8 protein-coding genes and 4 pseudogenes are annotated in these 13,281 nt (G+C 61.8%); 4 read left to right on the top strand and 8 right to left on the bottom strand.

Annotation, left to right across the window (positions count from 1 at the left end):
• Window positions 1-32: 32 nt before the first annotated feature.
• The 3 genes and pseudogenes from ACZ5M5_RS16800 (at window position 33) to ACZ5M5_RS16790 (ending at window position 3,950) form a co-directional block, all read left to right on the top strand.
• Entirely contained in the window at window positions 33-1,481 is a 1,449-nt protein-coding gene (locus ACZ5M5_RS16800; RefSeq protein ID WP_103308696.1) for an APC family permease, read from the top strand.
• Window positions 1,478-2,859, top strand: a pseudogene (locus tag ACZ5M5_RS16795) (aspartate aminotransferase family protein). The gene ACZ5M5_RS16800 and the pseudogene ACZ5M5_RS16795 overlap by 4 nt, the downstream one beginning before the upstream one ends.
• Before the next feature lie 50 nt (window positions 2,860-2,909).
• On the top strand, window positions 2,910-3,950 hold the full coding sequence (locus ACZ5M5_RS16790) for an ABC transporter substrate-binding protein (RefSeq protein ID WP_103308694.1): 1,041 nt from the start codon (window positions 2,910-2,912) through the stop codon (window positions 3,948-3,950).
• A gap of 199 nt (window positions 3,951-4,149) precedes the next feature.
• On the opposite strand, the gene ACZ5M5_RS16785 is transcribed toward ACZ5M5_RS16790, so the two are convergent.
• From ACZ5M5_RS16785 to ACZ5M5_RS16755, 7 genes and pseudogenes are all read right to left on the bottom strand, one after another.
• Entirely contained in the window at window positions 4,150-5,061 is a 912-nt protein-coding gene (locus ACZ5M5_RS16785) for a LysR substrate-binding domain-containing protein (protein WP_464737651.1), read from the bottom strand.
• A gap of 211 nt (window positions 5,062-5,272) precedes the next feature.
• A pseudogene (locus tag ACZ5M5_RS16780) lies at window positions 5,273-6,474 on the bottom strand (NAD(P)/FAD-dependent oxidoreductase).
• A gap of 236 nt (window positions 6,475-6,710) precedes the next feature.
• Window positions 6,711-7,085 (bottom strand): response regulator transcription factor, encoded by a 375-nt coding sequence (locus ACZ5M5_RS16775; RefSeq protein WP_060742139.1) that lies wholly within the window; start codon window positions 7,083-7,085, stop codon window positions 6,711-6,713.
• Between the two features lie 149 nt (window positions 7,086-7,234).
• Window positions 7,235-8,053, bottom strand: coding sequence for a helix-turn-helix transcriptional regulator (locus tag ACZ5M5_RS16770; RefSeq protein WP_464737650.1), 819 nt, complete (start codon window positions 8,051-8,053; stop codon window positions 7,235-7,237).
• 5 nt (window positions 8,054-8,058) lie between these two features.
• Window positions 8,059-8,598, bottom strand: a complete 540-nt coding sequence (locus ACZ5M5_RS16765) for a kinase inhibitor (protein ID WP_464737649.1) — start codon at window positions 8,596-8,598, stop codon at window positions 8,059-8,061.
• Between the two features lie 102 nt (window positions 8,599-8,700).
• Window positions 8,701-9,360 (bottom strand): response regulator transcription factor, encoded by a 660-nt coding sequence (locus ACZ5M5_RS16760; protein ID WP_464737648.1) that lies wholly within the window; start codon window positions 9,358-9,360, stop codon window positions 8,701-8,703.
• Window positions 9,357-10,808: a sensor histidine kinase gene (locus ACZ5M5_RS16755; RefSeq protein ID WP_464739406.1), complete on the bottom strand. Its 1,452-nt coding sequence runs from the start codon at window positions 10,806-10,808 to the stop codon at window positions 9,357-9,359. Before ACZ5M5_RS16755 ends, ACZ5M5_RS16760 begins: the two co-directional genes overlap by 4 nt.
• A gap of 473 nt (window positions 10,809-11,281) precedes the next feature.
• Between ACZ5M5_RS16755 and ACZ5M5_RS16750 the strand changes: the two are divergent.
• A pseudogene (locus tag ACZ5M5_RS16750) lies at window positions 11,282-12,219 on the top strand (LysR family transcriptional regulator).
• Window positions 12,220-12,245: 26 nt separating this feature from the next.
• Here ACZ5M5_RS16750 and ACZ5M5_RS16745 read toward each other — a convergent pair.
• Window positions 12,246-13,255 (bottom strand): annotated as a pseudogene (locus ACZ5M5_RS16745) (GlxA family transcriptional regulator).
• Window positions 13,256-13,281: the final 26 nt, after the last annotated feature.

Below are 13,281 nucleotides of genomic sequence, written 5' to 3'. Positions count from 1 at the left end.
GTTCTCCCTAAAAAAAGAAAACGGAGCAACCGATGGACAGTTCCTCAAGCGTGCCGCTTCAAAACGTGACTCCCGCTGTGACTGGTCCACGCCGACGCCTGGGCTTGAGTGCTCTGTTGGCGGTGGCCGTGGGCCTCGTCGTTTCCCAGGGCGTCATGGTGCTGATGCTGCAAGGCGCCGGGATCGCCGGCATGGGTTTCGTCATACCGCTGGCCCTGGCCTGGCTGTTGGCCCTGAGCTACGCCTGTTCCTTCTCCGAACTGGCATTGATGATCCCTCGCGCCGGCAGCCTGAGCAGCTACACCGAAGTCGCCATCGGCCAGTTCCCGGCGATCCTGGCGACATTCTCCGGTTATGTGGTGGTGGCGATGTTCGCCTTGTCGGCGGAGTTGTTGCTGATGGAGTTCATCATCGAGAAGGTCTATCCCCACTCGATGCCGCCGCTCAGCGTGGCCCTGGGCGTGCTCTGCCTGTTCACTGCGCTCAATCTGTTCAATATCGATATTTTCTCGCGTCTGCAAACCGTGTTGGCCTTGGTGATGACCGTCATGTTGCTGACGATGGGCCTAGGCGCCCTGACAAGCGATGGGGCCAGCAGTGTCTCGACGCTGGTGACGACCTCCGGCTGGAACCCCATGGGGCTGGGTGTGATCGCGCTGGCGGCAATGGCCGTGTGGGGGTTCGTAGGCGCGGAGTTCGTTTGCCCACTGGTGGAGGAAACGCGGCGTCCGGAGCGCAACATTCCGGCTTCGATGATGATCGGGCTGACGGTGATCTTCGCCATCATTTGCCTCTATTGCCTGGGGGCCTTGCTCACCGTTCCCCAGGCAGATCTGGCCAGCGATGGGCTGCCGCATTATTTGTTCGCCACCACGGTGTTCGGCGAGGCGGGGCAGGCGCTCCTGGTGACGGCGGCCATCACTGCAACGTGCAGCACGCTCAACAGTTCGCTCGCCGCCATCCCGCGCATGTTGCAGGGCATGGCCCGCAGCGGCCAGGCATTTGGGATATTCCGGCGCGAGGGTAAACGCAGCGGTGCGCCTTGGGTCGCGGTGCTGTTCGTGGCCCTGGTCACCGGCCTGCCGCTGCTGTTGATGCACGACAATCCTGATGCCATCAACCTTCTGTTATTGGCCGCGGCACTAGCCTGGTTGCTGGCCTACATCATCACTCACATCAACGTGATCGCCCTGCGTCGGCGTTACCCGCATGTGCACCGGCCGTTCCGCACGCCGTTCTACCCGTTGCCCCAAGTGTTTGGTATCGCCGGCATGCTCTTTGCCATATGGCATGTGTCCCCCAGCCCTGAAATGACCTTTCCGATCTTCGCCAGCGCCGGCGCGGTACTGGGCATCGTTTCGCTGATTGCGGTGGTTTGGGTCAAATGCGTGATGGGCAAATCGCTGTTCAAGCCCGAGCCGCTGGCACCCGTCCAGGCCACCCCTACCAACAAGCTCAACAAACAAGGAGATCTGCAATGAACGCATCACCCAAGCCAACCCGCAGCACCCGCGAATACCAGGCGCTGGACGCGGCGCACCATATCCATGCGTTTCTCGACCAGAAGGCGCTCAATGCAGAGGGACCTCGGGTGATCGTTCGCGGCGAGGGCTTGGCGTTGTGGGATAACGACGGCAAGCGTTACCTGGATGGTATGTCCGGCCTGTGGTGCACGAACCTGGGTTACGGCCGCCAGGACCTGGCTGCCGCGGCCAGTCGTCAGTTGGAACAGCTGCCGTACTACAACATGTTTTTCCACACCACTCACCCGGCCGTGGTGGAGCTGTCCGAGCTGCTGTTCAGCCTGTTGCCGGATCACTACAGCCACGCCATCTACACCAACTCCGGCTCCGAGGCCAATGAGGTGCTGATTCGCACCGCGCGCCGTTACTGGCAGATCCTCGGCAAGCCGCAGAAGAAAATCATGATCGGTCGCTGGAATGGCTACCATGGTTCGACCCTGGGGGCCTCGGCCCTGGGTGGCATGAAGTTCATGCATGAAATGGGCGGGATCATTCCTGACGTGGCGCACATCGATGAGCCTTATTGGTTCGCCCACGAAGGAAACCTGAAGCCTGCCGAGTTCGGCCTGCGCGCCGCTCGGCAGTTGGAGGAAAAAATTCTCGAGCTGGGGGCGGACAATGTCGCGGCGTTCGTCGCCGAACCGTTCCAGGGCGCCGGCGGCATGATCTTCCCGCCCGAGAGCTACTGGCCGGAAATCCAGCGCATCTGCCGCCAGTACGACGTGCTGCTGTGCGCCGACGAAGTCATCGGCGGCTTCGGTCGTACCGGGGAATGGTTTGCCCACGAGTATTTCGGCTTCGAGCCCGACACCCTGTCCATCGCCAAGGGCCTGACCAGCGGCTACATCCCCATGGGGGCCTGGTCCTGTCCAAACGCATGGCTGAGGTGTTGGTGGAACAGGGCGGTGTGTTCGCCCATGGCCTGACCTACTCCGGACATCCGGTGGCGGCGGCGGTGGCGGTCGCCAACCTCAAGGCGTTGCGTGACGAGGGCATTGTCACCCAAGTCAAGGAGGACACCGGGCCGTACCTGCAGCGTTGCCTGCGAGAAACCTTCGAAGGTCATCCTCTTATTGGCGAGATTCAGGGTGCCGGGCTGGTGGCCGCCCTGCAACTGGCCGAGGACAAGGACAGCCGCAAACGCTTTGCCAATGAGAACGAAATGGCTTGGCAATGCCGCACCTTTGGTTTTGAGGAAGGCCTGATCATCCGCTCTACCCTGGGCCGGATGATCATGGCTCCGGCGTTGGTCGCCAGCCACGCCGACATCAACGAACTGGTCGACAAGACCCGTATTGCTGTAGATCGCACCGCCCGCGCTTACGGTCGCCTCTGAGTCCCGTCGCCGGCTCGTGCGGGCGAGTCGGCCTTTCGAGGAACCGCTCCATGTCCAGATCCTTGCGTTGCAATATTGCGTGTGCCCTGGCGTTGTTGAGTACCAGTGCTATCGCCGCGCCTCAAAGCCTGACCGTGATTTCCTTCGGCGGCGCCACCAAGCAGGCCCAGGACAAGGCCTACTTCCAACCTTTCAATGCCAGCGGTGCGGGAAACATCGTGGCCGGCGAATACAACGGTGAGTTGTCGAAGATCAAGGCCATGGTCGCAGCCGGCCATACCAGCTGGGACGTGGTCGAAGTGGAGAGCCCCGAGCTGTTGCGTGGTTGTGAAGAGGGGCTGTTCGAGAAGCTTGACCTGGGGCGCCTGGGCGACCCGGCGAACTATGTGCCGGGAGCGCTCAATGAGTGTGGGGTCGCCACCTACGTGTGGTCGATGGTCCTGGCCTATGACCAGAGCAAGCTCGCCAAGGCACCCAAGTCCTGGGCGGACTTCTGGAACGTGGCCGAGTACCCGGGCAAGCGCGGCCTGCGCAAGGGTGCCAAGTACACCTTGGAAATCGCGTTGCTAGCCGATGGGGTCAAGGCGCAAGACTTGTACAAGGTGTTGAACACGCCCGAAGGTGTGTCCCGGGCCTTCGCCAAACTCGACCAGATCAAGACGAATATCCAGTGGTGGGAGGCCGGCGCGCAACCGGCGCAGTGGCTGGTGGCGGGGGATGTGGCGATGAGCGCCGCCTACAACGGCCGCATCGCTTCGGCGCAAAAGGAAGGCATGAAGCTGAGCATTGTCTGGCCGCAGAGCCTGTACGATCCGGAGTACTGGGCGGTGGTCAAGGGCACGCCGAACAAGGCCCTGGCCGAGCAGTTCATTGCCTTTGCCAGCCAGCCGCAGACCCAGAAAGTGTTTTCGGAAAACATCCCTTATGGGCCGGTGCACCGCAAGACACTGGCGCTGTTGCCGACGGCGGTACAGGAACAGTTGCCCACCGCCGAGGCCAACCTGGCTGAAGCCCAAGCCGTGGACGCGGAGTTCTGGGTCGACCATGGCGAGGAACTGGAACAACGCTTCAACGCCTGGGCCGCTCGCTAGACATATCCCTTGTGGCGAGGGAGCTTGCTCCCGCTGGGCTGCGCAGCAGCCCCGACACCAGGCGCCTCGGTGTATCAGCCTGACCGCGTTCGGCTTGCATGGGGTCGCTGCGCAACCCAGCGGGAGCAAGCTCCCTCGCCACGGGGTTGGTGTTTTACTTACAGGCCGGGGCGGGCAGTTGTGCCTGGCCTGCCGTGGCTCAAGGCAGCCATTGCCTGAACTGCTCCTTGCAATAGTTCACAAACAACTGCGCCGGTTTGGTGAGGTGCGCGCGCTTGAGCCAGCCTGCCACCAGTGCCGAACCGGTCACGTCCTCGGCGATGTCGACGCACACCAGGTGTTGCCCATCGTAGGTGCAGGTGGAGTGCGGGCGGGTCACCAGTACGGCAAAACCAAAGGACTGGCCGACCATGCCTCGCACCATCTCGATGGACGGCGAGCTGAAGACAATGTTGGGCGTCAGGCCCAGCTCCTCGAAGATGCTCACGAAATAGGTGCGACTGGGCTGCACGTCCAGCAGGATCATCGGTTCGAGGGCCAGGTCGCGCAGCGACACCTGGGCCTGGTCGGCGAAGCGATGCCCCGCCGGCAACAACGCGTAGGGGCGTTGCGGCGCCGTCAGCGCTTCGGTCTCGATGGTACTGTCGAGGTCGTGTTCATAGAAAATCGCCAGGTCGAAACGCCCTCCCGTGAGGCCTTGCACCAGCTCCTGTTGCTCGCCATCCTGCACGCGGATTTCCACCCCCGGGAAGCGCTCGCGAAAGCCCGCGATCAGCCGCGGCAGGTAGAGCGGGGCGACGGTTTCGAAGCAGCCGATGTCGATCTGCCCGCTGACCACATCGTTATCGGCCAGCGCGTTCTGCTCGAACTCCCGGGCCATGCGCAACAGCTCCTGGGCCTTGCGATAGAAGCGCGCGCCACCGGGCGTCAGCGATACCCCCTGGGCGTGATGCCGAATGAGCAATTGCACACCGAAACTGTCTTCCAAGCCCTTGATGGCGGAGGCGATCGACGGCTGGGCGATGTACAGCTTGCGGGAGGCTTCGGCGACGCTGCCACATTCGACGGTGGTGACGAAGTACTTCAGCTGACGCAAGGAATAGGACGCCACGGCACACCTCGATCCGGATGATTTCTGCCTACCTTACCTTGTGCACGGAGGGCGGTGGGCGGGCATTGATACGGATTTTGCTGGGCAGTGACGATATTCAGGCTGGCTTGGTGAAGAGCGCCGGAAAAAAACGCCTGCCCAAGGATCGTTGGCAGGCGTCTGGGAAAGACCGGCGCAGAAAGGAGGGACTGGCCGGGGGTGGAAACGGCTTTCAGGCTACCGGGATCAACGGGTCGGCGGCGGCCAGGGCGGTTGCGCGATCAGCCGCGGGCGGGTAGATCCACACTGTGTTGATCTGGGTCTTGAGCTCCTTGGCTTCCTGCCCGACCAACTTGAGCTGGCGATCCCAGCCTTCGGTGTACACCGCGCCCCAGGCACCCAGGTCCAGGCAGGTCACATACTTGGGTTGGCTGTAGGCCATTGGCGCCACGCCCAGCAAGTCGGCCGCGACGTTGTTGCCGGCATAGCGGCCCAGGGCGATGGCGTGCTGGCAGGACATCGCCGCATAGTTGCCCAGCGTGTCGGTGGCGGCGTAGGCCACGTCACCGCTGGCGAATATGTCGTTCTGGCCCAGGACTTTCAGGTTGGCATCGACGTGCAGGCGCCCCTGGCGATCGCGGGTAGCGGGTACCTGCTGGGTCAACGGACTGGCGCGGAACCCCACGGTCCAGATCACGGTATGGGACTCGATACGCTGGCCGCTCGACAGGGTGACGCCACCGGCATCCACCGATTCGACCGAGGCGTTGAGAATCCACTCGATACCCAGGTGTTCGGACGCTTCGACAATGGATGGGCTTATGCCGTCGCCCAACGCTGCACCAATCTGCGGCCCGCGATCCACCACGATAACCCGGATGTCCGCATCCTCGCCGAGGACGGCGCGCAGGCGTGCGGGCATTTCGGTGGCGGTTTCGATCCCGGTAAAGCCGCCACCGGCCACCACCACGGTGTTGCGGGCCGGGCTGTCCGGCAGATTTTTCAGCGACTTGATATGGGCTTCGAGACGGCTTGCCTGTTCGATTTCATCAACGTCGAAGGCATGCTCCATCATGCCCTCAAGGTCGGGGCGAACCAGTTGGCTGCCCGCCGCGAGCACCAGGCGGTCATAGCCCAGGGTGCCCTGGGTACCGAACGCATCCACGTAGCCCACCCGTTTGTTGTCGACATCGATACTGCTCGCCGAGCCTTGTACGAAGTTCACGCCCACTGCGTCGAACAGACTACCCAGCGGCGCAGCCATGGTATGGACGTCCGGCTCGTAGAAACGAGGACGAATGCGCAGTTCAGCCTGGGGGCCAGGACGCTGATCTGCACGTCATGACGATCGTGTTGGTCCAGCAGCCGGGCCGCGCTCAATGCGCTCCAGACCCCGCCGAAACCTGCGCCAACAACCAGAATATGTTGTTTCATGATGAGCTCCCGAAGACAAAATCGATACGTTGAATTGTTTAACTGTTTCAGCGTGACCGTGTCGCGAAGTACTCCAAAAGCGCCTGGCTGCAATGAGTTGCCATCGAGCACATTCAGTTTCGGTTCGCTGTAGGGAAGCTTATTGGCAGGACCTGTGTTTGACACTTCTACATAAGGTCATCGCGCCTATGCCTGGGTAGGGGAGATCTATACGAAGGTATGAGGGCGCGACGCAGTCAAGCAGACCGGGCCAGTACCGATTCGATGCAGGCGATCAATTCGGCGCAGTCGAAGGGTTTCGGGAAAAACGCCACCGGCTCGGGCGTACCGGCGCTGATACGGGGGGGCACGCCAGGGTATCCGGTGATGAAGATGATCGGGGGATGAATGCCCAGGGTCGATAGTCGATCGTACATCTGAATGCCCGTCATGCCAGGCATTTGAATATCCGATATCAGGCACGCCGTGTTTTCAAGTTCGCAGGAAGATAAAAAATCCAGGGCGCTGGCATATGTTTTAACCCGATATCCGTGGGAACGTAACAAACCATCCAATGCAATTCGAACTGACTCATCGTCATCAATGATTGAAATGATTGCAGTGCTGGACATGTCGATACCTGGAGTTTGATATCAGGTAGCCATAAAGGCGCCCGTGTCACTGCAAGATACGCTGTCCAATGGCCCCGCCAAGTATACGTGTGTATGAACTTTCCACCGCGTCGCGGGGCAACGACAGGGAGGGGACCTCCCCGGAATGCTTAAATCGCTGCCCGCAATTCACGTGGCGACAGGCCATAGTGTGAGCGAAAGCGCACCGCAAAACGTGAGGCCGAGGCGTAACCGCAGGCACCGGCAATTTCACCGATGGGACGAGACGTTGTTTGCAACCATTGCAATGCTGTCGCCAGTCGAACGCCCTCCAGAATGCTCCGGAAACTGTCTCCCTCATTCGCCAGTTGGCGACGCAACGTCGACTCACCCAGGTTAAGTTGCTGGGCAACGCTCGCCACCGTCCAGTCTCTCTCCGGGCTGCCCATCACCATCTGCTGCACACGTTCGCAAATTGGATCGTTGCGACCCATCAGCAGGGGGCCGATCTGGCCACCAAGGCACAGGCTCAGAAGAACCGCTTCCCCATAGAGCGTGCATAACGCGTCCGGCGCGTTCCCATTGATAGCGGCCAGCAGCTGATTCCATGCCTGTGTTGTGTGCTTGTCCAGAGGGACGCATAGATCGGTCTTCATTGCACCGCGACGGCTCATGATCTGTTGGCTGTATCGGCTGCTGAAGTTACGCAGTGTCGAGAGGGGAAAGGTGACCGCATCGGCGATGTAGTGACCGTGAGGGCCGGGGAAGTTCGAGATACCAAGCTCGCGTCCGGCCGGCATCAGAATCAGATGTTGCGGCCCCGCGCGCATCTCCCGGTCATCCCATTGCAACAGTTTCTCCCCCTGTCGCACTCGACACAGGGTGGTCACGAACACCGGTACCCTTGATAAGGTAAGGGGCTGTCGCGCCTGTATGACACACGCATCGATAATGTTTTCCCGGTGCTGTATGCCGTCACAAGGGCGCATCGTTTTTAACGTCCGTAAGTTGAAGTGATCGTCGCTTTGGCCAGGACGTTGGCATTGAGCATGTACCCAACCAAGGCGCCACTGGCCTCGCCGTCGAGTGGTAGCTTATCGACTTTCAATGCCCATACGGTGAATTGATAGCGATGGGGTTTATCCCCTACAGGTGGGCAAGCCCCGCCAAATCCTGGCTGGCCATAATCGGTTCGCCCTTGTACGGCACCGGCAGGCAGGTTCGCTCCCACTCCGCTTGGCAAGCTATGGGTCGAAGTGGGTAAGTTAACCACCGTCCAATGCCACCAACCGCTACCCGTCGGGGCATCGGGATCATAGACCGTGATCGCGTAGCTTTTAGTCCCAGCGGGAGCGTTTTTCCAGGAAAGCTCAGGGGACGTGTTGCCACCTTCGCAACCGAAGCCTTGGAACACTTCGCGGCTGGTCAGCGGACGGTTGTCAGCAATATCCCGGCTGGTCAGTGAGAAGTCGGCAGCGTATCCACTGAATGCTACGGCCATGGTGAGTGCAGGCAGGATTGACCTGATTTTCATCGTGATTCCATCTGGGGCTTGAAGTGAAGCTCGAGTCTAGGTTGAACGAAGAGTGGTTACTGTGCCGAAACGCTCGGCCAAGGTGCCGAAATGCTCGATTGACTATCGGCCTGTGTCAGCCAGACACCATTCCAGCACCTGGGCCATGCGCACCAGATCGGCAAACGAGTGTGCGCACATCTTGCGCATGGCCTGGCCACGGTGAATCTTGACCGTGATTTCACTCAAGCCCAGTTCCCCGGCGATCTGCTTGTTCATCAGGCCTGACACCGCCAGCGCCATGACCTGCCGCTCCCGGGGCGTCAAGGTGGTGTAGCGGTCAAGTACTTGCTGATGGCCGCGTTCGGCGTCGCGCCGCTGGCGGTCCTGGTGATGGGCGGCGGTCACGGCGTCGATCAGGTCTTGTTCGCGGAACGGTTTGGCGAGGAAGTCCACGGCACCGGCCTTCATCGCCCGCACGGTCATGGCGATGTCACCGTGACCGGTCATGAACACAATCGGCAGTTGAACGTTGGCCGCTGCCAGCTCCCGTTGGCAATCCAGGCCGCTGGTGCCTTGTAGCCGTACATCCAGGACCAGGCAACTGGGCTGCTCGGGCCTGGGATGGTTCATGAACTGCGCGACCGAACCGAACAGATGGACCTGCAAGCCGATGGAGCGCAGCAGGCTGCCGAGGGATTGGCACAGTGGTGCGTCGTCATCAACGATATAGACGATGGGGGCGTTGTCGATGATCGGGCTTGAGGGCGGTATGGAGGTCATTGCCCGCTCCCCGACAGAGCGGTGCCCGTGAGCCGCGGCAGCGCGAACCTGAACGAGGTGCCTTGATCGACCTCGCTGGTTGCCCAGATCCTGCCGGCATGGAAGTCGATGATGGACCGGCAGATGGAAAGGCCCATGCCCAGGCCGTTTTCCTTGGTGGTGAAAAACGCATTGAACAAGGACGGCAGGATCTCGGGGGCAATGCCGGTTCCGTGGTCAGTCACCTCCAGCAGCACTTCGTCACTCTCGGTCCAGGTGCGTATGCGCAGGGATCGTGCGTGTACCTTGACCCCGTCCATGGCGTGACAGGCATTGATGATCAGGTTGATGATCACTTGCTGCAGTTGCACCCGGTCTGCGCTGATCTGGCCCTCGGTCGCTGCCAGGTCCACCTTGGCCCGGACTTTATGATGAGCCAGTTGCTGCTGGACCAGGTTCAGGGTCTCGCGGACGATGTCGTCCAGTCGCTCGGGCTGGCGCAACGGGTCGCACTTGCGCGACAGCGCCCTGATACCGCTGATGACCTCGCTGGCGCGACAGCCGTTGGCGACGATTCGGTCGAGGCAATCCAGGGCTTCCCCGAGATCGGGTTGCGGGCGTTTGAGCCAGCGGCGACAGGCCTCGCCGCTGCTGGTGATGGCCGTCAGTGGCTGGTTGACTTCGTGGGCAATGGACGCGGCCATTTCCCCCAGGGAGGTCAAGCGAGTGACGTGGGCCAGTTGGCTCTGGGCGCGAAACAACGCTTCTTCGGCCTGCTTGCTGGCAGTCACGTCCATGAGCGCGCCGAGATACTGGAAACGGCCATGCTGGACGAGCAGGGGGCTGGCGATCATATGGATGTGCTTGATGCGCCCATCAGGCATCAGCAGCCGCAGCTTGACCTCGATCTGCGGTTCGCCAGCGGCGGCCTGTTGGAAAATCCCGCGTGCCAACTCCAGGTCTTCAGGATGGGTGCGCTCCAGCATCATCGACACCGTTGGCGTCTTGCTGGGCGGGTACTCGAAAATCCGTGCCGACTCCTCCGACCAGGACAACGCTTGTCGATCACCGCGAAAGCCCATGCTGCCGGTCTGGCTCAGACGCTGGGCGCCGGTCAGGTAAGCCTCGTTGCGCCGCAGGCTGTCGGAAGCCTGCTTGCTGCGCAGGGCCAGGAAAGCAATGGCGGACAGTGCGGTCAGGCAGCGGAAGAAGCCGGTGGTCGATTCCCAGCGGTGATAGCCGCCGTTGTACAAGAACATCGCGGTGAGCAAGCCCATGCACATCAGCGCGACGGTGATCACCAGATTGATGGAGAACAGGTTGGCCGCCATCAACAACAAGGTGATGTACAGCAGGGTCGGCGCCAGGTCGGAATGGGTTTCGGAGTTGATGATGACAATGCCGCAGGCCACCACCAGGCCCACCGCCCAGCCGAGGGCGTTGACCAGTGGGTGGGTGCTGATTCCCATCGACGGCAAAGGCCCGCTCTGGCTTGGGCTGTATCGAAGGCTGTCATAGACGTTCTTGAGCATCGCGGAGGGTAGGGGCACGCTGGCAGACCTTTGGTTTTTTACGTGGTCTCGCTCTGGGATGTCGGGGCGACAGAGCATCGGTTCGTATCTTAGAAGCGCCGCTTTGCCTGAGGTAGGACATAAAACCCTGAAATCCCGCCAAGCCGTGCCAAGCAGAGGGGGCCGCTGCGCAGCCCGGCGGGAGCAAGCTCCCTCGCCACAAAGGCGGTGTTTGCCTGGGCCTGGATATATACCGAAGTATCGATGACGTTGCCCAAAGGGTGAGTCGAGTGTCCCCACGTACAACAGACCTGGCGCGCCTCGGGGATTACGCTTTCAACACCTCGTCGCCGCAGGCCTTGATGGAGGACGCAGGCGATGTTCTTGTCCACTCCCGACTCAATGGCCTGGCGCCTGAGGCGACGACTATGATGAACAGAAATGACCTGCGTCGTGCTGACATCAATCTGCTGGTGGTCTTCGAAACCATGATGCACGAGCGAAACGTGACCCGTGTCAGCGAAAAGCTGTTTCTCGGCCAGCCAACGATCAGCAGTGCCCTGGCGCGCTTGCGGTTGATGTTCGATGATCCCTTGTTCATCCGTTCGGGGCGGTTGATGGAACCGACCTCCCGGGCGCGGGAAATCTTCTCCAATCTGTCACCGGCCCTGGACGGCATCGCCGCCGCCTTGAGTCGCTGCCAGGCGTTCGAGCCGGCCACCAGCGAGGCGACCTTCCATATCGGCCTTTGCGATGACGTCGAGTACGCCCTGCTGCCGGAGCTGTTGCGACGCCTGCGGGTCGAGGCCCGGGCACCACCTTGGTGGTGCGCCGGACCGATCAATGGCAGGTCTCCCAACTGTTGGCCAGTGGCGAGATTTCCCTGGGCATCAGCCCGACGCTGGAGTTGCCGGCCAATGCCCGGCGCAAGACCCTGCGGCCGATTCGACCGATGCTGTTGCGCGCCGATTCGCAGCCCGGCGAGCTGACCCTGGACGAATTCTGCCGTCGGCCCCATGCCGTCGTGTCGTCCATGGGCAATGTCATCGATGATTCGGACCGCGCGTTATGCCTGATGGGCCGACAGCGCCGGGTGGTGTTGACCGTGCCGCAGTTCAGCGCATTGCCCGTGCTGTTGGCCCAGAGCGACATGATTGCCATCGTGCCGGATTACGTTGCCCAGGCGATGGCCGGGGTGACCGGCATGCGGGCGCAAGCGGCGCCGATCTGCTTGCCCCGGCACGAGCTTTCCATGGTCTGGCGCGGCGCTTCGCACAATGATCCGGGGGAGCGTTGGTTGCGTTCCCGTTGCTGCGCGCTGCTGGCCGAACAGGCCGACCCTCAGGAGCAATCCAGGCGAGTGGCCTGACGGACAGTTGCGCAAGGGTTTCGCACTCAGCGAGAAAACCGGCTGCGGTACTCCCGGGGGATATCGAGAGATGGCGCTGAAACGTGTGGCGCATTCGTTCCTCGTCACCGAAACCGCAGGATCGGGCGATCTGGTCGATGTTGCGCGGGGAGTCTTCGAGCATTCGACGCGCCGCTTCAAGGCGGAACATCTCGATGGCTTTGGCCGGTGTTCGGCCGGTCTGGCGTTTATAGACCCGGGCAAAATTGCGCGGGCTCATCCTGGCCTGGCGGGCCAGCCGTTCGACGGTGAGTTTGTTGTCGTCCAGGTGCTCGGAAATCCACACGTGCAGTTCATCGAAGCCGGCGCTCTCTTGCATCTGCAATTGCAACAGTTGGCTGAACTGCGCCTGCCCGCCGGGGCGCTTGAGAAACACCACCAGCTCACGGGCCACCTGCAAGGCCACATCGCGACCACAGTCGGCTTCGACCAATGCCAGGGCCATGTCGATGCCGGCGCTGACACCGGCCGAGGTCCACACGTTGCCCTGCTGGATGAAGATCGCATCGAGGTCCACCTCAACCGCTGGGAAACCGCTCTTGAGCATCTCGCACATGGCCCAATGGGTGGCGGCCCGGCGTCCGTCCAGCAAGCCGGCCTGGGCCATGAGGAAGGTGCCGCTGCACACCGATGCCGTGCGCCTGGCCTGGACCGAGGCCTTGCGCAGCCAGTGCACCAGGTCGACACAGTCGATCATCGCCTGCCGAATGTCCGGTGCGCCGGGGACGATCAGCGTGTCGATGAGCGTCCCGTCGAGCTCATGCAGGGCACGGGTATCCACGACCAGGCCTTCGGCGCTTTGCATCAACCCGCCAGCCAGGCTCGCGGTGTGCATGGCGTAGCCGGGCAGGCCGCGTTCGGTCATGGCTTTGGTGGCGGCCCAGAACACGGTCTGGGCCCCGGTCAGGTCCAGCAAACCCATCTGCGGGTAGGCCAGGAATACCAGGGTGCGCGGTTGGGAAACGGACTCGGCGGCGACGCCGATATCCAGGCTCATCTCGTTCATGTTCGCTTCGCGCAGGT

The sequence above is a fragment of the Pseudomonas sp. Van50 genome (assembly GCF_055390755.1).
This window is presented reverse-complemented; position numbering and strand designations above follow the sequence as displayed.

Bases quoted from the DNA above. Each gene is read 5' to 3' on its own strand.
- ACZ5M5_RS16800 (WP_103308696.1), top strand. From the start codon at position 33: ATGGACAGTTCCTCAAGCGTGCCGCTTCAAAACGTGACTCCCGCTGTG.
- ACZ5M5_RS16790 (WP_103308694.1), top strand. From the start codon at position 2,910: ATGTCCAGATCCTTGCGTTGCAATATTGCGTGTGCCCTGGCGTTGTTG.
- ACZ5M5_RS16775 (WP_060742139.1), bottom strand. From the start codon at position 7,085: ATGTCCAGCACTGCAATCATTTCAATCATTGATGACGATGAGTCAGTT.
- ACZ5M5_RS16770 (WP_464737650.1), bottom strand. From the start codon at position 8,053: ATGCGCCCTTGTGACGGCATACAGCACCGGGAAAACATTATCGATGCG.
- ACZ5M5_RS16765 (WP_464737649.1), bottom strand. From the start codon at position 8,598: ATGAAAATCAGGTCAATCCTGCCTGCACTCACCATGGCCGTAGCATTC.
- ACZ5M5_RS16760 (WP_464737648.1), bottom strand. From the start codon at position 9,360: ATGACCTCCATACCGCCCTCAAGCCCGATCATCGACAACGCCCCCATC.
- ACZ5M5_RS16755 (WP_464739406.1), bottom strand. From the start codon at position 10,808: ATGGGAATCAGCACCCACCCACTGGTCAACGCCCTCGGCTGGGCGGTG.